We start from the raw sequence: 25374 nt of genomic DNA, 5'->3' as shown, positions 1-25374 counted from the left end.
ACCATGGTCGCGATTACAAGCGATTTCTCCGCCGCGCCAGTGCTGCCGAAATGGGTGGTGCCCGTCCTGCTGCTTGCCTTCGCCTATGGCGTCGTGCCGGTGATCGGATCGAGCTACCTGTTCGAGGCCATCCTGCTGCCGTTCCTGGCGCTCAGCCTTGCCGGCGTCGGCCTCAACATCCTGACCGGCTATGCCGGCCAGGTTTCGCTGGGCAGCGCCGCCTTCATGGCGGCAGGCGCCTTTGCCGCCTACAATTTCAACCTGCGCGTCGAAGGCCTGCCGCTGGTCGGCAGCATCGTGCTTGCCGGCCTGGTCGCGGCTGGGATCGGCCTCATCTTCGGCCTGCCGAGCCTGCGGCTGAAGGGTTTCTATCTCGCGGTCTCCACGCTTGCCGCGCAGTTCTTCGTGCAATGGGCGCTGACCAAGTTCAGCTGGTTCTCCAACGACTCGGCATCGGGCGTCATCGACGCGCCGAAGCTCTTCATCGCCGGCTTCGAGTTCGACGGGGGGGTGGGGCGCTATCTCTTCGCGCTCACCGTCGTAGTCATCCTGACCTTTCTCGCCCACCGGCTGGTTTCGTCGCAGACCGGGCGCAACTTCATCGCCATCCGTGACAACGAGACGGCCGCGCGAATCATCGGCATCCCGGTGCTGAAGACGAAGCTGCTCGCCTTCGCCATCTCGTCCTTCATCATCGGCGTCGCAGGCGTCATCTGGGCATTCGCCTATCTCAGGACCGTCGAGCCGGCCGGCTTCGATCTCGACCGCTCGTTCCAGATCCTGTTCATCATCATCATCGGCGGGCTCGCCTCGATCCGTGGTGCCTTCCTAGGTGCTGCACTCATCGTCGTCTTTCCGCTCGCGCTGTCGCGCCTTGGCAATTTCCTGCTCGGCGACGTGTTCGATTCCGGCGTGCTCGACATGAGCCAGCGCATCGTGCTCGGCGCCCTCATCATCCTCTTTCTGATCCTGGAACCGGACGGGCTGGTCGCCCTGTGGGACAGGATCCGAAGACGGCTCTCGCTCGCCTGGCAATCGAGCTGAGCCGGTTTCGGGGCAATACGCTCCCAACCCATCAAAGCATCGGAAAATGAACCAGGGCAAAATCCAAGCCCATACTGGAGTACCTCGAACCATGATCTTCCTCAGCACAGTCAAGGCGGTCGCGCTGTCGGCGGCGCTGGCCGTGTCGGTGGCCTTGCCGGCCGCCCACGCCGACGAGCAGTATTTCCCGCTGCAGAGCTACCGCGTCGGGCCTTATGCGGCCGGCGGCACCGGCTTCTTCGGCGGCTTCATCGACTATCTCAATCTCACCAACATCCGCGACGGCGGCGTCAACGGCGTCAAGTTGACCTCGGACGAATGCGAGACCCAATATGAGGTCGAGCGCGGTGTCGAATGCTACGAGCGGCAAAAGAGCCATGCGGGCGCCGCCGCCTGGAATCCGCTTTCGGTCGGCATCGCCTACGCCATGATCGACCGCATCACCTCCGACAAGGTGCCGCTGATCACGGTCAACCACGGCCGCACCGATTCCACCGACGGGCGGGTGTTCCCTTACGTCTTCCCGCTGCTGCTCAATCCCTACAGCGAGACCTCCGGCATCGTGAACTACATCGCGACCAAGGAAGGCGGCATCGACAAGCTGAAGGGCAAGAAGATCGTCGTGCTCTATCACGGCTCGCCCTACGGCAAGGAGACGATCCCGATCTATGAACTGCTGGCGCAGAAATACGGCTTCACCGTGCAGCAGATCGAGGTGCCGCATCCTGGCAACGAGCAGCAGTCGCAGTGGCTGACGATCCGCCGCGCCAAACCGGACTTCGTCGTGCTGCGCGGCTGGGGCGTGATGAACCCGGTGGCGCTGAAAACGGCGGTGAAGGTTGGCTATCCCGTCGAACACATCATCGGCAATGTCTGGTCGAATTCGGAAGAGGACGTCATTCCCGCAGGCGATGCGGCCAAGGGCTACACCGCCATCACCACCCAGGCTTCGGGCAACTCCTATCCGGTGGTGCAGGAGATCGTGAAGACAGTCTATGACGCCGGCAAGGGCAATCTCGAGGACAAGTCGCGCATCGGCTCGGTCTACCATAACCTCGGTATCGTCAACGGCATCCTCAACGTCGAGGCCATCCGCATCGCGCAGGAGAAGTTCGGCCACCGCACGCTGACCGGCGACGAGGTCCGCTGGGGCTTCGAGCATCTCAAGCTCGACCCGGCCAAGGTCGAAGCGCTCGGCGCCAAGGACCTGTTCCATTCCATCAATGTCAGCTGGGACAACCACGAGGGCGAAGGCTACGTGACCTTCCAGCAGTGGGACGGCAAGAAGTGGAACGTCGTCTCCGACTGGATCGCGCCGGACTGGGCGCTGCTGCGGCCGATCATCGAGAAATCAGCCGAAGCCTATGCCAAGGAGAAGGGCATCAAGCTGCGCACCGCCGATGATGCCAACGCCGTGACCACCAATTGATCGCAAGGCCGGGCGTCGCGGAAGCCTCCGCAGCGCCCGGCTTGTTCAGTTCCGAGAAATACGGAAAACAGTCATGCCAGACACCGAAATCATCCTTGCCGTCGACGCGATTCACGCCACCTACAACCACGCCATCACGGCGTTGCATGGCGTCAGCTTCGAGATCCGGCGCGGCGAAATCCTGGCGCTGCTCGGCGCCAATGGCGCGGGCAAGACCACCACGCTGAAAGCGGTCTCCAACCTGCTGCCGGCCGAACGCGGCCAGATCAATGCCGGCACCATCCGCTTCGATGGCTCGGATGTTTCGCGCCGCAAGCCGGGCGATCTCGTGCGCGCCGGTCTGGTCCAGGTGCTGGAGGGCCGCCATTGCTTCAAGAGCCTCACCGTCGAGGAGAACCTGGTTTCGGGCGGCATCGGCCGCAGCGGTCGCCGTGCCGAGATCAACCGGGATCTTCAGCGGATCTACGATTTCTTCCCGCGGCTGGCCGAAAAGCGCCGCACGCTTGCCGGCCTGACCTCGGGCGGCGAGCAGCAGATGACCGCGATCGGCCGGGCGCTGATGTCGCGTCCCCGCCTGCTGGTGCTCGACGAGCCGTCGATGGGGCTTGCCCCGCTGGTCGTCCAGGACATCTTCCTGGCGCTAAAGAAGCTCAACCAGGAGACAAGCCTGTCGATCCTGGTCGCCGAGCAGAACGCGGCCGTGGCGCTGAAATATGCCGACCACGCCACCGTGCTCGAGAACGGGGTCTCCGTCCTCTCTGGGCCGGCGGCGGAACTGCGCCGGCGTGAGGACGTGCGCGCCTTCTATCTCGGACAGCAGGCTTCGCCCGCCGCGCCGCCCGTCCATCTTCATGCCGTCGCCTGAACCGAAATCCGAAGGAGAGTGAAATGACTGTATCCAACGTCAAGACCGACAAGGCCGCCGCCGCCGTGCCGCCGGTCGTGCGGCCCGCCGAGCCGGCGCACATCATCAAGGACGACGCCGAGGCCATCGCGGTCGCCCAAAGGTTGGCCGCCGAATTCGTCAAGGACTCCTCCCGGCGCGACCGCGATCGGGTCTGGCCCGTGGCCGAGCTCGATCAATTCTCGCAGAGCGGCTTGTGGTCGATCAACATGCCCAAGGCGTTCGGCGGGCCGGAAGTGTCCTATGCAACGCTCGCCAAGGTGATCGAGATCATCGCGGCGGCCGATTCCTCGATCGGCCAGATCGCGCAGAACCATCTCGGCGTCGTCGCGGCCATCCGCACCGTCTCCGACAAGGACCAGCAGGCACTGCTCTTCGCCGAAGTGCTGAAAGGCACGCGCTTCGGCAACGCCTTTTCCGAATTCGGCTCCAAGCGCGCGGCCGATTTCGAAACGAAGTTCACCGACGCCGGCGACCATGTGATCGTCAATGGCCAGAAATTCTATTCGTCCGGCGCGCTGCTCGCCCATCTGGTGCCGATCGTGGCGCTCGATGACGAGGGCCGCGCCTGGTACGCGATTGCCGACCGCGCGGCGCCGGGCCTGACGGTCATCGACGACTGGTCGAGCTTCGGTCAGCGCACGACACTGTCGGGCACGGTCATCATCGACAACGTCAAGGTGCCGAAGACGCATCTGGTGCCTGGCTACAAAGGTTACGACAAGCCGACCGCCGACGGCGCCATCTTCCAGATTATCCAGGTGGCGGTCGACACCGGCATAGCGCAGGCGGCGATCGACGAGACGGTTCAGTTCGTGCGGACCAAGAGCCGCGCCTGGATCGACAGCGGCGTCGACAATGCCTGGGACGATCCTTACACGATCCAGGCCATCGGCGACCTGACGCTTCGGCTGCACGCCGCGCAGGCGCTGCTGGAAAAGGCCGGCCTGGCAATCGACCGGGCCGTCACCGAGCCGACCGCCGAGACGGTGGCGCACGCCCAGATCGTCACGGCGGAAGCGAAGATCCTGTCGACGGAGATCGCGATTGCGGCGACCAACAAGCTGTTCGAACTCGCCGGAACACGTTCGACGCTTGCCGAGCACAATCTCGACCGGCACTGGCGCAATGCCCGTACCCATACGCTGCACGATCCGGTGCGGTGGAAATACGCAATCCTCGGCAAGTACTTCCTCAACGGCGAGAAGCCGCCGCTGCACGCCTGGAGCTGATCGCGTTGTTCTGTCGAGGCGGCCTCGACCGCTTCGCCAAGTCGCGGCCCCGACCGGGCCGCCGGTCTCTCAATCCTGGAGCCACCCCGGAGCCCGCCCCATGTCAAATCCAGCAATCGTAGGCTTTTCCGGCAATCTCACCCGCCCGTCGAAGACACGCGCCTTCGTCGACCTAATCGTGCAGGATATCGCCAACCGCCATGGCCTGTCCTCCCGAACCTATGACATCGATGACGTCGGCCCGTCTCTCGGCGCCGCCAAATGGGCACGCGACCTCGACGCGCGGGCGCAAGCGATTCTCTCGGACGTCCTCGCCGCGGACGTGCTCGTTGTCGGTTCGCCGACCTACAAAGGCAGCTACACCGGACTGTTCAAGCATTTCTTCGACCTGATCGATCCGACGGCCCTCAAGGGCAAGCCTGTGCTGCTGACTGCGACCGGAGGCGGCGAGCGCCATGCCTTGATCGTCGAGCACCAGCTCAGGCCACTGTTCGGTTTCTTCGAAGCCTTCACGCTTCCCACTGCGATTTACGCCACCGACAAGGACTTCAGCGAAGGCGTGCTTCGGTCTGAACCGATCCTGAAACGGGCGGCGCAGGCTGTTAGCGAAGCTGGACTTCTGCTCTCGGGTAAACGAGGTATTCGCTTGGCCGCCGAGTGATCTCGCGGCCCGCGGCCATTCGGTGCCCTCACAAGCAATCACTCACGATTCACACGTGGTGTTGAAAGCTCCCCGCCAACGTTGATGTTTCTTTCCGCGGCTTGCCGAAAAACCCAGCACGCTTGCCGGCCTCACATCGGGCGGCGAGCAGCAGATGACAGCGATTGGCCGGGCGTTGATGTCGCGTCCACGCCTGCTCGTCCTCGACGAACCTTCGATGAGGTTCGCTCTGCTGGTCGTCCAGGACGTCTTCCTGGCGCTGAAGAAGCTCAATCGGGAGACGGGCCTGTCGATCCTCATCGCGGCCGTCGCGCTGAAATATGCCGACCACGCCACCGTGCTTGAGAACGGCCGTCCTGTCCGGACGGCTGCGGAGCTTCGCCAGCGCGAGGACGTCCGCGCTTTCTTTGTTGGGCAGCCGGCTTCGCCCGCCACCCAGCCTCCTCACCTGCATGCCGTCGCCTAACAACTCCGAAGGAGCCATGAAATGACCGCCTCCAACGTCAAGATCGACAAGGCCGTCGCCGCCGGTTCCCCGCCCCACCGAACCCGCTCATATTGTGAAAGACGACGCCGAGGCGATTGCGTTTGCCCACCGCTTGGCGGCCGACTTCGTCAAGGATTCTTCCAAGCGCCATCGCGAGCGGGTCTGGCCGGTATGGCAGTGACAAGCAATCGGTAAGCGGGATGGCACGGCGGGCCAAACATGATCGCGCGCACTGGCCATTGCGAGGTTCGCCGGCCCAGACCTGCTGCTAAGGGTAGTTGCCACTAGGAATCCGAACGGGGCGCACTCAGTCCGGGCAGTAAGCAGCGCCGACACGTCCTGCACCGTATCACTTCGCCAAGGCCATCCGACTTGCGGATATCCGACGACATCATCATCGAGCAGGCAGATGCGATCCGGACGAGCTTCCGGATGTCGATGGTGGCTTCCCATTCTTCCGCGCCCCCTTGAACACCCATGGCCGCGACAACACATTGTGCGACGGTCGGCGGGCAATGCGGACGGTTCTGCGCAAAACGAGTAGGAGAGACGGATGAACGCGGAGGATTTCAGCAGCCCCGTTTTCGTGAGGCGTTCCGTGTACATCGTTCAAGAGATTGCCAATCTTGCGGACGCTATCGACTTCCTCAATGACTGGCCCGAAGATCAGCAAGACCTGACTCACCTGGCCGCGCTCCGGGCGTGCCTTGATGCATGCGATGGGCAGAAACCGTTGAGCGCGGCACGCCACGCGTTTCTCGACTTTGCCAAGCGCTGCGAGATTTTGGAAGATCCGATGTCCGCCATGAAGTGGATCGCAGCCTGCAAAAAGGCGCGCGCTTAGAAATTTCTCTAGCTGTGTCAGATTACCGTGGGCTGAGCGTGGCATCATGAGGCCCGGAAGAAGAGCCGTTTTTATCCGTTGCAGGCAGCAGCTTCAGCGAGGAACGGGGCAAGGCGCTCCTACGGATTGAATCGATTGCCGGCGGCGGCGGTCCCGCTGCTGAGGGGGCGCCACGGCGGCTCCGGCTGATGAAACAGGCGTGACCGCGAGTGGTATATCAGTTCAAAATGCGAAAGCGCCTAGTACATTTGCGCTGGGCGAAGACGCCTATATTCTTCCAGAAAGTATGACGGGAGAAAGCGATGACGATTTCTGGTATCCTGATCGCATTCGGCTTCCTTTTATCGATCTGCATTATTGTTAAAGCTTTTTGGGCCGCCAACAGTGCAAAGCCGAAAGAACAGCCGGACAATCGGCCACTTCCCGCGGTGATCCGCTTCGCCTCGGTTTTGATTCCAGTATAGGTGACAGCAGGGCGGCCAAGCGGAACGCTGCAGCGACAATGGCGCCGCCTTGCTGGGGCGCCCGGTTCGCACGATTAAAGGCCCATAGGCATCCCCGATCGGTTCAGCCTTTCGTTTACGACCGGTGATCGGCTCCCAATGCCTTGCGGGATTTCCTCGGCCGACCCTGGTACCGGGACGGGAACGGGCGCGTGGAAAATCGGCTGACCAACGTGAACAAGCCCAACCCTGCTCTTTTGTGACGGCTTTCCTGGTCCTGTTCCGGATCTTCCACGATCAACCCTCAAGGGGTCCGCTACGCGAGCGTGCGGCCGCTTGGCTAAAGCCTGCGCGGTGATCGCGACCGGACCACGACACTGACGGGAGCCATCGAGCGGGGGTTGGCCTCGCTCAAAGATGGAAGGCCTTCAAATGTCGCACGATCTTGCCCTGGCTCAACACCACGCCCTGGACCTCGCTCGCACCCTGATGGTTCCAGTCACCCTGTTCGAGGTCGACGGGCTGATCGGCGTCTTACCGAGCGACGAACTGGGCGATGCGGACGTCGAGATTCTTCAGGAATATGACCCTTTCCAGATAGGGTCGGCTCATTGAGCCGGCTTCGGACTCGGTGGTCCGCCCCGTCAGAAAAGGCCGGGTTACGCCGACTGCGATCCTGCCGCCTGCCGATTGCCGTGCCGATGCGCCGTGATGGTGCCGCTTGAAGCGAGCGGCGGCAAGGGAGGCTGCGCCGCGGCCCGGGAATCACATCGACCACGCGGAATTCCCTAGTTGCCAGCCGCGCCCTTGCCCCCTTCGCTCTTCGCGGCGGTGGGGTCTGGTCCCGCGGGATTCGAGGGAAAGGAAACCGAACAGGAAAGGCCGGAACCTGATGGGCGCCGGGAGTGCAATGGAGAAGAGTAATGTCGAGGAACTCAGGAGCGGCGTGCTGTGTGCCGCGGTGCTGGAGCAGGCGGGCTTCGCGGTCGATGCGAAGGAGAGCACCAAACGCGCCGTAAAATTCCGGCGCGGCGACGAAATCATCATCGTCATCCATGACGGCAAGGGCTGGTTCGATCCGCTGTCGGAGGCCAAGGGAGACGTCTTCCGCCTGGTCGAGCACCTCAAGGGCGTCCGCTTTGTGGAAGCGCTCGACCATGTGGCGGATCTGATCGGGTTCGTCGCCAGCGACCCCGGCTGGACGCGCGTTCCTCGCAAGCAACGGCCGGACCTTTCCATTTCGGCGCGCTGGCAAAGCCGCCGCGGGCCGTGGCCCGGCTCCATGACGTGGCGCTATCTCCGCGACGAGCGCCGTCTTCCCGAGACGATCATCCGCGCGGCAATCCGCCAGGACCGGCTCCGCGAGGGTCCGCGCGGCAGCATGTGGGCCGCGCACACCGATGAGACCGGCGCGGTCACCGGCTGGGAGGAGCGCGGTCCTGAATGGCGTGGGTTTGCGACCGGAGGCGCCAAGGTCCTGTTCCGTTTTGGCCCTGTGGACGCGATCCGTTTCTGCGTCACTGAAGCGGCCATCGATGCCATGAGCCTCGCCGGGTTCGAGAAGGCGCGGCCCGGCAGCGTCTATCTGAGCACCGGCGGCGGCTGGGCGCCGGCGACCGTGGCGGCGATCCGCAGGCTTGCGGCGCGCAAGGGCGCGCTTCTTGTCGCCGCCACCGACAACAATATCCAGGGCGACATCTATGCCTGCCGGCTCGAGGCGGTCGCGGCGGCGGCGGGGTGCGGTTTCGAGCGGCTGCGCCCTGCGGCCGACGACTGGAACGAGGATCTGCGTGCGATGAAGGAATCGGCGAAGGAGAAAAGGAGGGAGAGAAAAGACCGGCTGCCGCATGCCCGCCGGCCGCGTCAAGGGTGAAGCTTCGCCCGGCTGACGCCGGCCCTTGACCCGACCGGACGGAGAGGCGGCCGCGGGGAGGGGTCAGGAAGGGCTGAAGACGATGGCGATCCAGGAGGATGAGCCGCGCTCCGGCCCGACAACGCTGAGAAGGAGCCCCCCTCATGAACCCCACCTCTCCAATCCGCAAGATCTACCAGGGCATGGCCGACCGCGGGCAGATGTTTCGTCTGTTCGACCGCCATGCGCAGCGCCCCGATCGCTGGCAGAACGATGACAGCGCGCTGTTGGCCGGCGAATGGTTCGAGATCGCCCAGCCCGGGCACGACTACATGCTCGGCATCTTGCCGCCGCTCTGGATGCGCGCGGAGATGTTCGCGCTCAGCGAATTCCTCACCGGCAGCGTAACCAGCGTGTTCTTCCGGCTCAGCATTGACGGCTGCATCCGCTATTTCCACGGCTATTGCGATCTTTCCGACCGGGGCTCGCCCGAGCGCATGCGGGCCGCGATGGTGGAACGGGAGTCCTGGCCGGTGAAGGCGATCACGCATGAAGAGCGCCTCGAGCATATCTGGTCGAGCACGCATGATGACTATCGCGGCTATGCCGGCGAGCTCTGGCTGCCCGAGCATCGGGGGAAGCGCACCGTGCTGGTCTATGACCGCGGGCGCACCGTGCTTAAGCTGCTCGATGATCTGACCAACGAGGAGATCGCCGCCAAGCTGCCCGTGCACCTCAGGCATCTCCCCACCAACGTGGCCGCGTGAGGTGCGGGTGATGTTCACATTTCCAATTGTGGCGGTCCGCAAGGTGATCGATCACGGTATTGCCGACGCCGCCGCCAATGGCGGCTTCCGCAATCCGTATTTCGGCGCAAGGCCCGGCGAAGGCGAGAAGCCCGGTGTCTGGCTCGTTGGCGACCAGGGCGTCTATCTATGCTCCAACGGCAAGCTCGCCGAGGGTGCCCGTCCCCTCGTCGTCTATTCGGAGCAATGCCATCCAGACGGCAATCCAGACTGGTGGGACTACAAGCGCCGGCATTTCGGCGCCGATGACGGCATTGAGTTCATCGAGTCCGAACGGCTGGTTCCGCTCGTTGACCGCCACCACCGCGCAACGCATCTCAACATCGAGCTCACCGAGACCGAGATCGCGCTCTCGCTGATCACTCGCTGACCTTCAAAAACCCGCGCCGCTCTTCGCCCGGCCAGCCCTCTTCGGCCGGGGTTCGCGCGCGCTTTCGAAAACAGGAGACATTTCCAATGGCGCATGACGACCCCTTCACCATCGACCTCTTCGGCAACACGTCGCTCTCGTCAGCCTCGGCCTCGGGGTGACCGCCTTTTCGGCCGCATTCGACGCCGATCCGGACCGGGATGACGATCGACCGCTATCCGTGCCGGCGCCGGCCATGCCGGTTACGACCGCCGCACGCCCGCCGGCGCGGGAGCGGCGAGAACGGGGCGCGAACTTTCATCTCATTGGTGAGCGTGGACTTTCGCGCGGCTGGAAGGAGCGGGCCCGCGACAGCATCGCGGCGATCCGGCTGGCGGCCGAGATCGAGGCCGCGGAACGGCCGGCCACGCGCGAGGAACAGCAAAGGCTGATCCGCTTCACGGGATTCGGCGCGTCCGACCTCGCCAACGGCATCTTTCGCCGCCCGGGCGAGATCGACTTCCGCGACGGCTGGCAGGAGATCGGCGCCCAACTGGAGGATACGGTCGGCGAGGCTGACTACGCCTCGCTGGCCCGCTGCACGCAATATGCGCATTTCACGCCGGAGTTCATTGTTCGCGCCATCTGGGCGGGCTTGCTGCGGCTCGTTGGCGCGGCGGCCGCATTCTTGAGCCCGGCATTGGAACGGGCCTCTTTGCGGCTTTGATGCCGGCCGAGCTGCAGGACCGTTCCCATGTCACCGGCGTCGAGCTCGATCCAGTCACGGCGCGCATCGCCCGGCTGCTCCAGCCGCGGGCGCGCATCCTCAACGCCGACTTCGCCCGCACCGACCTGCCGGCTTCGTTCGACCTCGCTATCGGCAATCCTCCCTTCTCGGATCGCACCGTGCGCTCCGATCGTGCGTACCGATCGCTCGGCCTGCGCCTGCACGACTACTTCATCGTGAAGGCGCTTCGATTGCTCAAGCCTGGGGCTCTCGCCGCCTTCGTGACCAGCCACGGGACCATGGACAAGGTGGACGCCACGGCGCGCGAGCAGATCGCGAAGTCGGCCGATCTGATCGCGGCCTTCCGTCTGCCCGAGGGCAGCTTTCGCGCCGATGCCGGAACGGATGTCGTCGTCGATATCCTGTTCTTCCGCAAGCGCAAGGCTGGCGAGCCCGAAGGCGACATTTCGTGGCTCGATCTCGAGGAGGTCCGGCCAGCGACAGAAGACGAGGGCGCCATCCGCGTCAATCGCTGGTTCGCGCGGTATCAGGATTTCGTGCTCGGCGCCCACGCGTTGAGGCGCAGCATCTACGGCCCCGACGAGACCTATACTTGCCTGCCGCCGCCTGCCGTCGATCTCGAAGAAGCACTAATGGCTGCGATCTCTCTGCTTCCGGAAGCGCTTTATGATGGCGAGCCGGACGCAATCGGCATCGATGGCGAGGACGAGGATGACGCGCCGGCTGACGGCCTGCGTCGCGGCGACAGGCATCTTCGCGAAGGCAGCTTCTTCGTCGACCACCGGCATGGGCTGATGCAGGTCGTCGACGGCGAGCCGGTACCGGTCAGGATCCGCAAGGGCCGCGCCAGCGACGGCATCCCGGAAAAGCATGTCCGGATCATTCAGAAACTGGTCCCCATCCGCGATGCCGTGCGCGAGGTGCTGAAGGCACAGGAGCTCGACCGGCCGTGGCGGCAGGCGCAGGTCAGGCTGCGTATCGCCTGGTCGAACTTCGTCCGCGTCTTCGGCCCGATCAACACCACCGTGGTCTCGACCACGCAGGATGAGGAAACCGCCGAGGTGCGCGAGACGCATCGCCGGCCGAACCTGCAGCCGTTTCTGGATGACCCGGATTGCTGGCTCGTCGCCTCTGTCGAGGACTACGACCTCGAATCCGATACGGCGAACCCCGGTCCGGTCTTCACCGAGCGCGTGATTGCTCCGCCATTGCCGCCTGTCATAAGCTCGGCCGCGGATGCGCTCGCCGTGGTCCTCAACGAACGCGGCTGCGTCGACATCGACCACATCGCCGAGCTCTCGCTGAACTCGGCAGCGCCATTTTTCGCGATCCGGCCAACGGTTCCTGGCAGACCGCCGACGCCTATCTGTCGGGAGCGGTTCGCGACAAGCTGAAGACCGCTGAGGCCGCAGCTGGGCTCGATCCCGGCTATCAACGCAATGTCGCTGCGCTCAAGGAGGTGCAACCCGCCGATCTCAGCCCCTACGACATCACCGCGCGTCTCGGGGCTCCATGGATACCCGCGTCCGATATCGTCGCCTTCGTGAAGGAAACCATGAGCGCCGAGATTAAGATCCATCACATGCCCGAGCTTGCCTCATGGACCGTCGAGGCCCGTCAGCTTGGATGGACTGCCGCCGGAACGTCGGAATGGGGTACCGAGCGCCGCCACGCCGGCGGACTGCTCGCCGATGCACTCAACAGCCGTGTCCCCCAAGATATTCGACACCATTAGGGATGGCGAAGCCGAGCGCCGCGTCCTCAATGTTGTCGACACGGAGGCGGCGAAGGAGAAGCTCCAGAAGATCAAGACCGCCTTCCAGAACTGGGTCTGGTCCGATCCGGACCGCACCGACCGCCTGGCCCGTATCTACAATGACCGTTTCAACAACATCGTGCCCCGAAGGTTCAACGGCGATCATCTACAACTTCCGGGCGCCTCTGGCGCCTTTTCTCTTTATGCGCATCAGAAGCGGGGCATCTGGCGTATCGTCTCGGCCGGCTCGACCTATCTCGCCCACGCCGTCGGCGCGGGCAAGACGATGACGATTGCCGCCGCGATCATGGAGCAGAAGCGCCTGGGGCTCATTGCCAAGGCCATGCTGGTCGTGCCCGGCCACTGCCTCGCGCAGGCCGCGAGAGAATTCCTCGCGCTTTATCCCAATGCCCGCATTCTGGTCGCCGACGAGACGAATTTTTCAAAGGAGAAGCGGCACCGCTTCCTGTCTCGCGCCGCGACGGCCAATTGGGACGCCATCATCATCACGCATTCGGCATTCCGCTTCATCGGCATCCCGTCCGCCTTCGAGCAGCAGATGATCCATGACGAGCTGGAGCTCTACGAGACGCTGGTCACCAAAGTCAAGAGCGACGATCGCGTTTCGCGCAAGCGCCTCGAGCGGTTGAAGGACGGGCTGAAGGAACGGCTCGAAAGTCTCGCCACGCGCAAGGACGATCTTCTGACCATCTCCGAGGTCGGTGTCGATCAGATCATCGTCGACGAAGCGCAAGAATTCCGCAAGGTCTCCTTTGCGACCAACATGTCGACGCTCAAGGGTGTCGATCTCAACGGCTCGCAGCGCGCCTGGGACCTCTATGTGAAGTCTCGGCTTCTCGAGACGAAGAACCCGGGCAGGGCGCTCGTGCTCGCTTCGGGCACACCGATTACGAACACGCTTGGCGAGATGTTTTCCATGCAGCGCTATCTCGGCCATGGCGCACTGCTCGAGCGCGGCCTGCACGAGTTCGATGCCTGGGCATCCACCTTCGGCGACGTCACCACCGAACTGGAGCTTCAGCCCTCCGGCAAATACAAGCCGGTGACGCGCTTCGCCAGCTTCGTCAATGTCCCGGAGCTGATCGCGATGTTCCGGAGTTTTGCCGATGTCGTGATGCCGCAGGACCTGCACGAATATGTCAAGGTGCCCGCGATCTCGACCGGCCGGCGCCAGATCCTGACGGCCAAGCCCACGCCTGCCTTCAAGGACTATCAGCTGGTTCTCGCCGAACGCATCAAGGCGATCGAGATGCGCGACCGCCCGCCGGAGCCTGGCGACGACATTCTTCTCTCGGTGATCACCGATGGTCGCCATGCCGCAATCGACCTGCGGCTGGTTGATCCTGATAATGACAACGAAGCCGACAACAAGCTCAATCTTCTTGTCTCGAACGCCTTCGCATCTGGCTTGAAACGGCGGATAACACCTACGTCCGTCCCGACGGCAAGCCCTACGAGCTTTCCGGCGCCGCGCAGATGATCTTTTCCGATCTCGGGACGATCAACGTTGAAAAGACAAGGGGGTTCTCGGCCTATCGCTGGATTCGCGACGAGCTGATCCGCCTGGGCGTTCCCGCCTCGGAGATCGCCTTCATGCAGGACTACAAGAAGTCGGAAGCCAAGCAGCGGCTGTTCGGCGATGTCCGTGCCGGCAAGGTGCGGTTCCTCATCGGCTCCTCGGAGACGATGGGCACCGGCGTAAACGCCCAGCTTCGTTTGAAGGCACTCCATCACCTGGACGTGCCCTGGCTCCCCTCGCAGATCGAGCAGCGCGAGGGCCGCATCGTCCGACAGGATAACCAGCACGACGAGGTCGAGATCTTCGCCTATGCGACCGAAAGCTCGCTCGACGCCACCATGTGGCAGAACAATGAGCGGAAAGCCCGTTTCATCGCCGCGGCATTGTCTGGCGACACCTCCATTCGACGGCTTGAAGATCTTGGCGAAGGGCAGGCCAATCAGTTCGCCATGGCCAAGGCGATTGCATCGGGTGACCAGCGGCTGATGCAGAAAGCCGGACTTGAGGCTGACATCGCACGGCTCGAGCGACTGCGCGCCGCCCATATCGACGACCAGCACGCCGTGCGTCGGCAGATCCGCGACGCCGAGCGTGACATCGAGTATTCAACCCGGCGTATTGGCGAGATTGGACAAGACATCGAGCGGCTCGTCACGACCAATGGCGATGCCTTCGCCATGACCGTGACCAAAAAATCCTACGCCGAGCGCAAGGAGGCCGGCCGGGCGCTGATGAAGGAGATTCTCACCCTGGTCCAGCTTCAGCAGCAGGGCGAGACCGTCATCGCGTCGATCGGCGGGTTCGACCTCGAATATTCCGGCGAGCGCTTCGGGCAAGATGGCTATCGCTACACCACCGTGCTCCTGCTCACCGGGGCGGATCATGAGATCGAGCTGCCTGTCACGGTGACGCCGCTCGGCGCCGTCGCGAGATTGGAGCATGCGCTGTCCGGTTTCGGGGAGGAGCAGGAACGGTATCGGCAGCGTCTCGCCGACGCCCGGCGGCGGCTCGCCTCCTACCAGTGTCGCGACGGCGGCGAATTCGCCTTTGCCGGCGAACTGGCCGACAAGCGCCGCGCGCTGCGGGAGGTCGAAGACGCCCTGGCAGCGGAGGTGCGGAACGACGCAGCATCGGCCGCGCAAGCGGCGTGACGACAAGACCTGCTCAAAGCGAACTGGGCTTTGAACGCAATGCAACACACGCATGGCTGCATTGCACAATAGAGAGTTTGCGTTTGGTCAAAACGCGGGCATCCTGCACGCAGCTGATGCACATGGCGGTCTTCTCCTCCCAGTGCCGCCGCACCGGCTGTTCCCCTCTGGAGGTATTTGACCTTCAAGACTTTATGGGCCGGCATTCGCTGGCCCATTTTTTTTGGACTAGCCTTAGGACCGCTATCGCGACAGGCGGTGCTCGTCGTCGATCAGAATAAGACGGGCCGGCGGAATGTCGGCCCATCTCCACAGCACGAGGTTCATGTCCTCGGCGGTCGAACCCGCGGCAAAGCTTCGAACGAGCAGACCGTCATATCCGGCGCCATGCAGGCGCCTGGCAAAGGCCTGCGTCTTCGCCTCGCCGCTCGCTTTCATCTGATCGCGCCATGTCATGTCTGCAAGGGCCGCGCCATCCATTCCTTCGGCCGCCACCGCTGCCGCGTCTCGGCAATCGAAAACGTTGTCGAGCTTCGCGTCGTAGGAGACGAGCGTGGTCGGCTGAAGGTTGCCGACCTGGTTGGCTTCCCGCAGTGCCGTCATGACAGACAGGGATGTGTAGAGCGCCGGCACGCCCTTGGGATTGAACCGGCCACCATAGAGCTCTGCGCCACGCCCCGACAGCGGCTCGCGGGCATAAAGGGGGTTCAAGGCCCGATAGAGGTTGCCCTCATACCGCATGCGAGCGGTCAGGCGTGCACGCCGGCATCGACTGCATCGATATAGTCGAGCACGTCGTCGGCCCGGCCGCTGCGCACGAGCTGCATCGCCGTCTGACCTGAAAACCCTGGCAGCGGCTCCGAGCGATACCAGGCATAGGCCATCAGTACCGAACCGAAGCGCGGCTCGACCTTGTTGATGACCTCGATCATCTCGCGCAGGCGCCGCTGCGTCTTGTCCGACCGGACCCGATCCTTGCGCTGGATCGCGTCCTTGCCCAGTCCGGCCGTGCGAGCGATTTCCTCGCTCGTCGTCCGCAACGCTTCCGCGATCCGGCGCGGCGCGAAAACACCATTATCCGCATATTGAGCGAGCCCCATGGCGCAGCCATCCTGATCCCGTTGCCATCTGTACTGACGTAACATAACGTCAGAATGCGCGGAGTTCAAGATGAACCCTGCGCCGGCGGAATGCCGGCCAGCAGTTAGCAATTGCCCTGATGTCTCGATCGCCTGCCGATCCGGCTTTCCATCGAATGGGTGGCTGGAGACTATCTTCTCGATTCTAACCGATGAAGACGTGGCGATCGTTTCGATGCTTCACGGTCAACAGCAACCGTTGACTCCAGAAATCGAGGACGATTTCGATTACGAAGATGCCGCGAAGCCATCCGGCCCAAGGCGTGGATGGGCTTGACCTTTGCCGCCCGCGACCGGCTTCTGGGCGACCCTCAAGACCAAAGGTTTTAGTGGGGGTAGCTACCGGATGGCGGTCAATCGCTCCTTCAGGCCCGACCTTTCACATCCGTGCTGAATGCTCCCCTATCCTCGTGATCTCTGTTTCCAAATCTGGCGAACACCCATTGGACGAAGACAGCCCGTATCGTGAAGCCTAACGCCCGGAGCGACTGTTAAATGGCAATGCCACGCCGATTGCTATCTTCTATTCGGCGAAGGAGGCGCTGACGGTCATCCCCAGCCTGGATGAGGGCTACCGGCTAATGCCGGGCGCAGGCAGATATGGCCCAATAAGGTTTCATCCAAACGTCATGATGACGCCGCGCATTAGCGAGGTCGAATACGTTGATCCGATCGGCTCCTAACAAAGACCTCCTGCCCGGTTTCGACCGGGCATTTTTTTAACCTTCGACGAGTGCCAGCTTCGATCGGATAGCGCCAATCGCGTTCACGATCGCATCGGCGGCGTGAAGATCGAGCGCGATATCCAGGATTCCTTCGGTCGTCTCAATTGACAGGATGCCGAGAGCGCCCTTGTCATCCTTCACGGTGCCGACGTGGATTTCGGTTGGCACAAAAGGCGACGCCTTGTCCCTGCGGTTCATCGTCCACCTATGTTAAGGGCGAATGACAATCGCGCAAACCGGGCGCCTGTTCAAGCGGGCTTAGGTTCTATCGCGTGCTATCGGCCACACGCTATTGGCAGGTCCGCGCACAGTCCGTTTCGGCTTCCTTGGGTTTCATCAGGGCGTCGATGTTTGGGTTCCCCTCAAGCTTGTCCGTCCCGGCAGCGCCTTCCGGTGCAGCCTTGGCCGCGCCGATCTTCTTGTGCGCCCGGGCAATTCTGAAGGCGGGCGCTACTCCTTCAAGACGGGGTGGCAGCGCGCACTACGCGCAGGCCACGGCGCCGGACTGTACGCGCTGGCTAATCCAGCGAGGAAGGAATCTGGGAAAGGGAGGAAGGCTGCTCGCTGATCGGGCTGGCCGCCGACGCTTACGCTCAACCGCGCCGCTCGCGATCCCGGCCCGTCGTCCTGCGCAGGGCTGAAAGCCCCGCTGGTCCGGCCAGGCAGGGATGCTCGGCCGCAGTTGCACCGGCCCGTCCGCTCCGCGGTGCCGGGGGATGTCTTCGGGAAGAAGACGGAAAAGGACCCGGCGATGGGCCGTGTCCGCAATCCCCAAAGGAGCATCTCCATGGAACTGAAATTTGTCGATCCGCGCTCGCTCAAGGATAATCCCGACAAGGCGCGCCGTTCCAAGTCCAGCCCGCAGGCTGACGCCCTGCTGCTGGCGACGATCAAGGCTGTCGGCATCGTGCAGCCCCCTGTCGTCGCCGCCGAAGCAGACGGTGGCAACGGCTTCGTCATCGACGAGGGCCACCGTCGCGTCAAGCAGGCAATCGCCGCCGGCCTCGAGGAGATCGCGGTTCTGGTCGTTCCCCGGGCTGAGGATGGCGGCGCCATGCGCTCGTTGGTCACGACGATCGCGCATGAGCAGCTCAATCCCGTCGACCAGTGGCGGGCCATCGAGCGTCTCGTCGCGCTCGGCTGGACCGAGGAGGCGATCGGCATCGCGCTTGCCCAGTCGGTACGCCAGATCAAGAAGCTGAGGCTGCTCGCCAATGTGCTGCCGGCGATGCTGGACCATATGGCCAAGGGCGACATGCCCGACGAGCGCCAGCTCCGCACCATCGCGGCCGCCGCGCTCGAGGAGCAGAGGCAAGTCTGGAAGGCACACAAGCCGACAAAGGGCGATCCGCAGGTTTCCTGGTGGGCCGTCGCCAATGGTCTGGCCAAGACCCGCATGTACGCGCGTGATGCCAGCTTCGGCGACGATCTGCGAGAGGCCTATGGCGTAGCCTGGGTTGAAGACCTGTTCGCGCCGGCCGACCAGGACAGCCGTTACACGACGGATGTCGATGCGTTTCTCGGTGCGCAGCAGGAATGGATGACGCAGAACCTGCCCAAGAAGGGCGTCATCGCTGAGGCGAACACCTACGGCGAGGTGAAGCTGCCGCCCAAGGNAAGCCAAGTCTATGGTGCACCGAAGAAGTCGGATCACATCGCGATGTATCTCGACCGTGAGGGAAAGGTGAAGACGGTCCACTTCCGCATGCCCGAGGCAAAAAAGAAGGACAAGGGCACGGATGACGCCGGCGGGGCGGACGACGCCGGCGGGGCGGACGACGCGATCATCGTCTCCAAGCCCCGTCCCGACGTGACGCGCAAGGGCATCGAGATGATCGGCGACCTGCGCACCGATGCCCTGCATGAGGCGCTGTCACGCGCGCCCATCGAGGACGACACCCTGCTTGCGCTGCTTGTTCTGGCCTTCTCCGGTCAGAATCTCAGCATCGCATCTGGCGCCCGCGACATCTCGTATTTTGGATCCGCAAGCCTCGGGGAACACGCGGCGCGATTGTTCAATCCGGAGGGCGTCTTCAAGTTCGACATGGACACGCTGCGCTCTGCGGTGCGGTCCGTGCTGATCGACGTGCTCTCCTGCCGCGAGAACAGGTCGAACAGCGGCATTGTCGCGCGCGTGGCCGGCGATGCGATCGGCGCGGACAATTTTCTGCCCAACATGGGCAGCGAAGAATTCCTGTCCTGCCTGTCGCGGCCGGCACTGGAAGACTCCTGCAAGGAAACGCCGGTCCTGCCGCGACAGAAGGTCAAGGACACCCGCGCCGCGCTCGTCGAGCACTTCAGGGAAGGGCGCTTCATTCATCCGGCCGCCCTGTTCGAGCCGGACCAGGCGAAACTTTCGTCCTGGCTGACCAGCAAGGCCGCCAGCGGGGAAGACGATCCCGACGACCAGGTCGAGGATCCGCAGACGGCTGACGATGCTGGCGGCGCTGAGCTCCTCGAGGAGACCTTCCGCGAGGCCGCCGAATAGCGGTCCCACATCTTTCGCCATCCCGCCGCCGGCAAACGCTGGCGGCGGTCCTGTTTGACAATCAGCACAAGGAGGACATGAATGTCCGCGCATCTCATCTTTCAGGCACCCATCGCTTCCCTCATCGCCTGGTCCGACGGCACACCTCGGCCGCCGGAACGGCACCGCAAGAAGCTGTCTCAATGGCAGACCAGTAACAGCAGGGGTCGCCTCATCCGAAAACAGGGCGAACGAGCCGTCGGCAACGTCGGCCTGCCGGCGTGCTTCACGCTGCATGAGGCGGATTACGGTGCCGGCGGTGTCGTCGCTGTCCGGATCTATCGGACCTTCTCGCTTGATTGCCGACTGGGCTTCACCGTTCTCGAACGCCCGGCCATCGGCGCGGTCCGCGTGCTCGACCGGCCCGGCGAGAACGCCGAATTGGTCCATCTCGCCCGAAATCGCGCCGATGCCGAAGAATGGCTGATCCGGCACAGTTACCCGAACGCCGTGCTCGATCAGGTCACGGCGGACGAGATTGCGGCCGATCATCTCGACGTGATGACGCATGCTTCCGCAAATTCAAATGCCAACTCCATATCCGGATTTCCGGAGGTGGAGTTCGGCCGCAGCGCTGACGGCTTCTTCGTCGCCCGCGCCGGTGATACGGCGTTTGCGATGCTGCCCGCGAGCGACGGGCGGCACTATCTGGCAACCAGCTGGCGTATCCGGCGTCCTATCGCCGAGTGGACGCGCTCGGATTTTTACGGCCATTGCGGCGAGCTCGCCGACGAGGCTGCGTTCCGGGCAAAGGTCGAGGAGAACGCCGAGGATCAACGCGAAAAGCGCGCGCTCGCGCGACGGGAGGTCAGGTCCACGGCGAATACGCCATGGGGGCCATCGCAGGGCGCCACCCTCTTCGCGGAAGGGGTGACCTGTCATTCGACCGCTGGACATGGCGGGCTCCATCTCTCGCCAGAACGCAACGGCAAGGTCCACGCCCGGCTGCGCGCTGCCGATGGATTCTACGAGGAAGACGAGTGTTGGGCGATCGTCGCCTTCACCTTCCCCCATCTCTTCACGAGCTTCGAGCGCCGAAGCGCGGAACGCATCGTGAAGGACAGCTTTCCGGATGCTTGGGAAGCGATCACCGGCAACGTGCTTGCAGCCGGCCAATCCCGCGAGAAAGATCGACGCGCCTTCGAGGCGGAACACGCCGCCGACTGGATCGTGATCTCCGCAATCACGTCGGACCATGAAAAGGGCTTCGTCGAATGCATTGCCACACCAGGTGGCAGGCGTGGCGTCGGCACCGAGGAACGCCGCTTCCTCGTCCCCGCAGATGAGTACGAGATCGGCCGCTTTGGCTTCGTCATCGATCCGGATCGCCACGTCGTCCATGGCGGCCCGTCGAGCTTCGTCGGTTGGCAGGGGAGAGGCAGATCATGACGTTGTCGCCTAAGCGCCGCGCCGAGCTCTTGCGCAGTGAGGAAGCCCGCCGTCAGATCCAGCGACAGCTCGACATGATCGACCAGCAGATCACACACCGCATGACGGCGCTGATCCCGCAATTGCAGCCGCGCCAGTCGGGCTATCGTCGCGGGAGGGCGCCGGACGCGAGCGCCTTCTTCGAGCGCTATCGGTCATACTTGCCGGCCTGGCCGCGGAGCGCCAGCCGGAGATCGATGCCCTCTCCCGAAAGCTGGCACGCCAGGATCTTGCGATCGCCAGGTTCCTCGAGCGGCATGGCGGTTGTCTCCATGGACACCAGTGTGACGATCAGCCTGCCAGCCGCAGGGCAGGCAGGGGCCTTGTCCTGGGCGGTCAGCCGAACTGTCGGGCATAAGCCGGTTCATCCGGTGGTGATACAAGCGGTCCAAATACAATCGGCCTGCTCTTAACGGCGGTTGGTCACGGCAACCTGTCCTTACGGTCCTCATGTCGATGGTCAGGCCCTTGCCCGGCCTCCCTTCGTTCGGTGTGCGGTCCTAAACCGGCGGCCGTGCGCTTCAAGGCCGCGTTCCGCGCCGCGGGGCGGCCGGTAGAGCCGCTCTCGGCACGGCGGGCCCGCGTCCCGCGCGAGGGCTGGTAAGCCCTGCTTGGACGCAAACCCACCCTGCTCGATCTGGCCCTCCCGGACCCTGAAGCGCCCGTCTTTCCGCCGGTTTTGTCTGGACCTCGCCCGAAGGGAGGGCCGGCCAAGGAGCCGGTCCAGGCCTTCGGCGGAACCGAAGCAAAGGAAATCCCATGACCAAGACCGCCCGCACTCCCCGCCAGTCCGCCCGCGTTGTCCCGCTCCGCAAGGGCACCACAATCGAAATGGTCCGGCTCTGTTGCCCGGACGCCAGCCAGGCCAGTCTCATCTCCGAAAGCTTCGGACTGCCCCTTCTCGACAGTGATGGCATTCGCGATCTTCACGACAAGCTGATCATCGAGACGGCCGATGCCTTGGGCGAGGGGCTGGGCGAACGGGCGATGCAGATCCACCTGCAGCGGATCGTTGGCGCCTTCGTCGGATCGGCGCACGGCGCCGGCCAGTTCTACAGCCGCGCAGTCACCGAAGCGCGCGATGCGACGGCCAAGTCCGCCAACGACGCCCGCGACGAAGACCTCGACGGGCCGGTCGGTTTCGACAGCGTCGCCCAGCGCAAGCGCGAGTTCGCCGCCGATATGGCGCTCCAGTCCCATGCGCTTCGCATGGCGGCCGAGGGCGCGGTCGCGGCCTACGAGCAGGTCGTCGGCGAGACGTGGAAGCCCTTCGAGCGTGCGATCGAAAACCCCGGCCAGAGCGTCGACCGCAAGGCGGCGGATTTGCAGATGGCGGCTCTCGGTTGAGCCGTCGCTCGGGCGAGGCTTCTGCGTCGCCCGTCACCTCGCTGATGAGGCCGGTCCTGCGATGGACCGGCCTTTTTCGCATCGCGCCGGTCCGGAGAAAAGAAAGGAGAAAAAAGAATGAAGGGAGCACCCGCGCCTTCGTGTCCCGTCCCGGATGGCGGTCCTGCCGGGCCCGGTGGGTCGCGCAACGGCTTCGCCGTCCTCCTCTTCGTTTCGGTCCTGCGGATGCGCGCCCCACCGATCGCCTGACGACGGACGCCTGTGACGGGCCGCGATGAACGCAGCCCCAAAATCGAGAGGATTGAGGACATGAAAGCCAGGGAAATCGGATCACGCGCCGATATCTATGCCGGGATCACCGACAAGATCGTGGCCGATCTGGAAAAGGGGGTTCGTCCATGGGTCCAGCCATGGAGTAGGCGCAACACGGTTGGCCGGATTACCCGGCCGCTGCGCCACAATGGCGAGGCCTACACAGGAGTGAATGTGCTCCTTCTCTGGTCGGAGGGAATGGCGCGCGGCTTTTCTTCCTCAATCTGGATGACATTGCGGCAGGCGAACGAACTCGGCGCCCATATCCGAAAGGGTGAAAGTGGCGCGACCATCGTCTATGCCAGCCGCTTCACCAAGACTGAAACGGATGCAGGCGGCGGCGAAGTCGAACGCGAGATCCCGTTCCTGAAGGCGTATACTGTGTTCAACTGTGATCAGATCGAAGGCTTGGCTGACCATTGTTATCGGCATGCGGACCCGGTCCCCAATCAAATCGAGCGGATCGAACACGCCGAGCGGTTCTTCGACAACACAGGCGCGACGGTGCGCTATGGCGGCGACCAGGCATATTACTCACCGGTCACTGACCACGTGCAGCTGCCTTTTCCAGACCGATTTCGGGACGTCGCGTCGCTGATCGCAGTGCGAGGACATGAGACTCTGCATTGGACATCAGCTCCTCATCGACTGAACCGCGACCTGAGCCGATACCATCAGGACAAGACCGATCGTGCGCGCGAAGAACTTTTGGTCGAAATTGGCGCCAGTTTCATTTGCGCCGATCTCGGCATCGTGCCGGAGATGGAGCCGCGACCCGATCATGCCTCGTATATCCAGAGCTGGGCCACAATCCTCGGCTCCGACAAGCGGGCGATCTTCCAGGCTGCAGCCCATGCGCAGCGCGCGGTGGCCTATCTGCACAGCCTTCAGCCGCAAGAGGATACGGAGCAGGAGGCCGCCTGAGGCTTCCGCTCCGCTCGCAGCCGGGGCGCACCTCACGCCGATCCGCGTGCAAGCGGATGCCGGTCACCCGTGATCACGGAGCGGCTTTACTTAGGAGACACTGTATAAAAACGACGTTGATCGGCCGTCGGTCCCACCTTATTCCAGGCAAGCACAGTGCCTTCTCCTATGCCCAGCCGAGACAAAATGAGCAGATACAAAGACCACCGCAAGCCACGTCGGCATCGAGATGAGGACGGGCCGCCTTTTGCAGAAGTGGGTTTCGTGCCCAGTTTCTTTCAGAGCCCATCACCTGCGATCGCAGCGCCTGTCCAGGCGCAGGTGAAGTGGTTCGACGCAGGCAAAGGATTTGGGTTCGTCAAAGTCTCGGACGGCAGGGAAGCCTATCTGCCGCTCCGGGTCTTGGAGGCGATCGGGAACAACGGTGTCGCCGAAGGAGCCCTTCTCAAGGTCCTTCTGGAAGAAACGCGAAAGGGGCATCAGGTTGCGCAGGTGCTGGAGATCGAAGACGGGAGTAAGACTTCGCCACACGCGACTGTTGGTGAAGCGTCCGTCGTTGGACCGGAGGTGCGGCCGGAAACCGCCGGCACCGTGAAGTGGTACAATGTCGAAAAGGGCTTCGGCTTCATCGCTCCTGAAACCGGAGGAAAGGACGTCTTCGTGCATGCCTCCGCGCTGACCCGCTCTGGGCGACTTACCGGGAGTTGCTCTCAGCCTTCTTCGTGAACCCATGAATAGAGATTGGTGGGAAAGGCGGCGCGCGCGCCAGGGTCACCCTAGGCTGGCCGGCGGCCGACGCATACTCTCGCGGGGGCGGGGGGTACATGAAAGCGTCGGTCGCCGCCACTAGGCCGCGCGTCAACAATGACGCTCGGGCAGGTTAGGCTGCGGAGGGGCACCTTCAGTAAGAATGCCTGATCATGGTAAAGAAGTTGTTACAACCCACAGGCTATCCGATCTGGAGACGATCTTTGGTCTGAGCTGACCTTGGGATTTCTGCAGCCGCGAACCTTCTTTCCAGTTGAGGCTGAAAGGGGGGTCCGGAATGAAAAACGACTCCAGGAGCCCGTCGAGTTCGCGCTGCTGTGCATCAATGTTGCCAGCCAGGCTGGCGACCTTCACCTCATGTTTTGCCCGGACCCGGGCGGCATCGACTCCCCGGGCGTCGGGCTGACATGCGGCTGCGGATGATCGTGGGCCAGAAACAACCTACGTTAGCGCAGCAGCTTTTATCTGCTGTGCCCATCACCTGATGGGCATTGGACATCAAATTTGCCAATCTGGCGGAGAGTTCGTAGCGGCGGCGCTATTCCAGGACCAGCGCGCCATTTTTGGAGTCGCGCAATTGCGCAGTGCTGCCGCTCGTCGCCGGACCGCATCATGCCATCGTCCTCGTTCGGCCGGTCGACCCTCCCGATCGCCAGGCTCAGTGATGTTCCTCTGGAGAACTGTTTCCTGTCGTTCGTGACCTGTCCTACGCGCCGTCACCCTGTTTAGACTGGCCATTCCGTCGAACGAGAGCGCTCCCTTACGGGTCGCGACTCTTACTGCTGTGCACGAAGCTCCATTGTGGGCAGTCTTTTCTGGCCTCGCGGTCACCTGGTGCCATTCTACCCTTCGATGCCTCTTGCGAATGCGACAAGCGGACCAAAAATATCCATTTGAGGCTAATAACTTTGCGGCATGCTCCGAAAAAAGGAAACGGAGCCTCTTTTGCGTAGAAATG

General features: G+C 63.4%; 21 protein-coding genes and 4 pseudogenes. 21 read left to right on the top strand and 4 right to left on the bottom strand.

The genetic code is table 11. From position 1 onward, the window contains the following. Window positions 1-3 precede the first annotated feature (3 nt). The 13 genes and pseudogenes from M727_RS0126890 to M727_RS37600 all read left to right on the top strand — a co-directional run bounded on the left by M727_RS0126890 (window position 4) and on the right by M727_RS37600 (window position 15246). Complete coding sequence (locus M727_RS0126890; protein ID WP_027155228.1) at window positions 4-1044, top strand: branched-chain amino acid ABC transporter permease; 1041 nt, start codon at window positions 4-6, stop codon at window positions 1042-1044. Between the two features lie 91 nt (window positions 1045-1135). Continuing rightward, window positions 1136-2473, top strand: a complete 1338-nt coding sequence (locus M727_RS0126885; protein ID WP_027155227.1) for an ABC transporter substrate-binding protein — start codon at window positions 1136-1138, stop codon at window positions 2471-2473. A gap of 73 nt (window positions 2474-2546) precedes the next feature. Beyond that, window positions 2547-3338 carry an ABC transporter ATP-binding protein gene (locus tag M727_RS0126880; protein WP_027155226.1) on the top strand — a complete coding sequence of 264 codons (792 nt, stop codon included), beginning with the start codon at window positions 2547-2549 and terminating at the stop codon, window positions 3336-3338. A gap of 23 nt (window positions 3339-3361) precedes the next feature. Further along, window positions 3362-4609: an SfnB family sulfur acquisition oxidoreductase gene (locus M727_RS0126875; protein WP_027155225.1), complete on the top strand. Its 1248-nt coding sequence runs from the start codon at window positions 3362-3364 to the stop codon at window positions 4607-4609. Between the two features lie 100 nt (window positions 4610-4709). Then, complete coding sequence (gene msuE / locus M727_RS0126870) at window positions 4710-5270, top strand: FMN reductase (RefSeq protein ID WP_027155224.1); 561 nt, start codon at window positions 4710-4712, stop codon at window positions 5268-5270. 88 nt (window positions 5271-5358) lie between these two features. After that, window positions 5359-5736 (top strand): annotated as a pseudogene (locus M727_RS41800) (ATP-binding cassette domain-containing protein); the annotation flags it as partial. 574 nt (window positions 5737-6310) lie between these two features. After that, window positions 6311-6601, top strand: coding sequence for a DUF982 domain-containing protein (locus M727_RS0126855; protein ID WP_027155223.1), 291 nt, complete (start codon window positions 6311-6313; stop codon window positions 6599-6601). Window positions 6602-6903: 302 nt separating this feature from the next. Then, window positions 6904-7065: a hypothetical protein gene (locus tag M727_RS41790; protein ID WP_156941642.1), complete on the top strand. Its 162-nt coding sequence runs from the start codon at window positions 6904-6906 to the stop codon at window positions 7063-7065. Between the two features lie 411 nt (window positions 7066-7476). Next, window positions 7477-7659: a hypothetical protein gene (locus M727_RS0126850; RefSeq protein ID WP_027155222.1), complete on the top strand. Its 183-nt coding sequence runs from the start codon at window positions 7477-7479 to the stop codon at window positions 7657-7659. A 295-nt stretch (window positions 7660-7954) separates the two neighbouring features. Then, window positions 7955-8917, top strand: a complete 963-nt coding sequence (locus M727_RS0126845) for a DUF3991 and toprim domain-containing protein (protein WP_027155221.1) — start codon at window positions 7955-7957, stop codon at window positions 8915-8917. A gap of 143 nt (window positions 8918-9060) precedes the next feature. Continuing rightward, window positions 9061-9663: a DUF1419 domain-containing protein gene (locus tag M727_RS0126840; RefSeq protein ID WP_027155220.1), complete on the top strand. Its 603-nt coding sequence runs from the start codon at window positions 9061-9063 to the stop codon at window positions 9661-9663. A 10-nt stretch (window positions 9664-9673) separates the two neighbouring features. After that, entirely contained in the window at window positions 9674-10072 is a 399-nt protein-coding gene (locus tag M727_RS0126835; protein WP_027155219.1) for a DUF3085 domain-containing protein, read from the top strand. 86 nt (window positions 10073-10158) lie between these two features. Continuing rightward, a pseudogene (locus M727_RS37600) lies at window positions 10159-15246 on the top strand (DEAD/DEAH box helicase family protein). Window positions 15247-15489: 243 nt separating this feature from the next. Here the strand turns inward: M727_RS37600 and M727_RS0126800 are convergent. Continuing rightward, window positions 15490-15987 carry an RES family NAD+ phosphorylase gene (locus M727_RS0126800; RefSeq protein WP_027155213.1) on the bottom strand — a complete coding sequence of 166 codons (498 nt, stop codon included), beginning with the start codon at window positions 15985-15987 and terminating at the stop codon, window positions 15490-15492. A gap of 8 nt (window positions 15988-15995) precedes the next feature. Next, complete coding sequence (locus M727_RS0126795; protein WP_027155212.1) at window positions 15996-16346, bottom strand: MbcA/ParS/Xre antitoxin family protein; 351 nt, start codon at window positions 16344-16346, stop codon at window positions 15996-15998. A gap of 70 nt (window positions 16347-16416) precedes the next feature. On the opposite strand from M727_RS0126795, the gene M727_RS41785 reads away from it, so the two are divergent. Further along, window positions 16417-16662 (top strand): hypothetical protein, encoded by a 246-nt coding sequence (locus M727_RS41785; RefSeq protein ID WP_156941641.1) that lies wholly within the window; start codon window positions 16417-16419, stop codon window positions 16660-16662. Between the two features lie 442 nt (window positions 16663-17104). Here M727_RS41785 and M727_RS0126790 read toward each other — a convergent pair whose 3' ends face one another. After that, window positions 17105-17308, bottom strand: coding sequence for a hypothetical protein (locus tag M727_RS0126790; protein WP_027155211.1), 204 nt, complete (start codon window positions 17306-17308; stop codon window positions 17105-17107). A gap of 589 nt (window positions 17309-17897) precedes the next feature. Here M727_RS0126790 and M727_RS0126785 point away from each other — a divergent pair. From M727_RS0126785 to M727_RS43850, 7 genes and pseudogenes are all read left to right on the top strand, one after another. Continuing rightward, window positions 17898-19598: a ParB N-terminal domain-containing protein gene (locus M727_RS0126785; RefSeq protein WP_027155210.1), complete on the top strand. Its 1701-nt coding sequence runs from the start codon at window positions 17898-17900 to the stop codon at window positions 19596-19598. Between the two features lie 81 nt (window positions 19599-19679). Further along, window positions 19680-20135 (top strand): annotated as a pseudogene (locus tag M727_RS40565) (hypothetical protein); the annotation flags it as partial. A gap of 3 nt (window positions 20136-20138) precedes the next feature. After that, a complete protein-coding gene (locus tag M727_RS0126780) occupies window positions 20139-21026 on the top strand; it encodes a hypothetical protein (protein WP_027155209.1) in 888 nt (295 codons plus the stop codon). Further along, window positions 21023-21423 (top strand): annotated as a pseudogene (locus M727_RS40560) (hypothetical protein). Before M727_RS0126780 ends, M727_RS40560 begins: the two are co-directional and overlap by 4 nt. A gap of 401 nt (window positions 21424-21824) precedes the next feature. Beyond that, window positions 21825-22412, top strand: coding sequence for a hypothetical protein (locus tag M727_RS0126770; RefSeq protein WP_027155208.1), 588 nt, complete (start codon window positions 21825-21827; stop codon window positions 22410-22412). A 309-nt stretch (window positions 22413-22721) separates the two neighbouring features. Then, complete coding sequence (locus M727_RS0126765; protein ID WP_027155207.1) at window positions 22722-23648, top strand: zincin-like metallopeptidase domain-containing protein; 927 nt, start codon at window positions 22722-22724, stop codon at window positions 23646-23648. Window positions 23649-23834: 186 nt separating this feature from the next. Next, window positions 23835-24374, top strand: a complete 540-nt coding sequence (locus tag M727_RS43850) for a cold shock protein (protein WP_198032704.1) — start codon at window positions 23835-23837, stop codon at window positions 24372-24374. Window positions 24375-24566: 192 nt separating this feature from the next. Here the strand turns inward: M727_RS43850 and M727_RS41780 are convergent, their stop codons facing one another. Further along, entirely contained in the window at window positions 24567-24770 is a 204-nt protein-coding gene (locus M727_RS41780; RefSeq protein ID WP_156941640.1) for a hypothetical protein, read from the bottom strand. Between the last annotated feature and the right edge of the window lie 604 nt (window positions 24771-25374).

The organism is Mesorhizobium sp. WSM2561, from assembly GCF_000513915.1.
Classification (GTDB): domain Bacteria; phylum Pseudomonadota; class Alphaproteobacteria; order Rhizobiales; family Rhizobiaceae; genus Mesorhizobium; species Mesorhizobium muleiense.
This window is presented reverse-complemented; position numbering and strand designations above follow the sequence as displayed.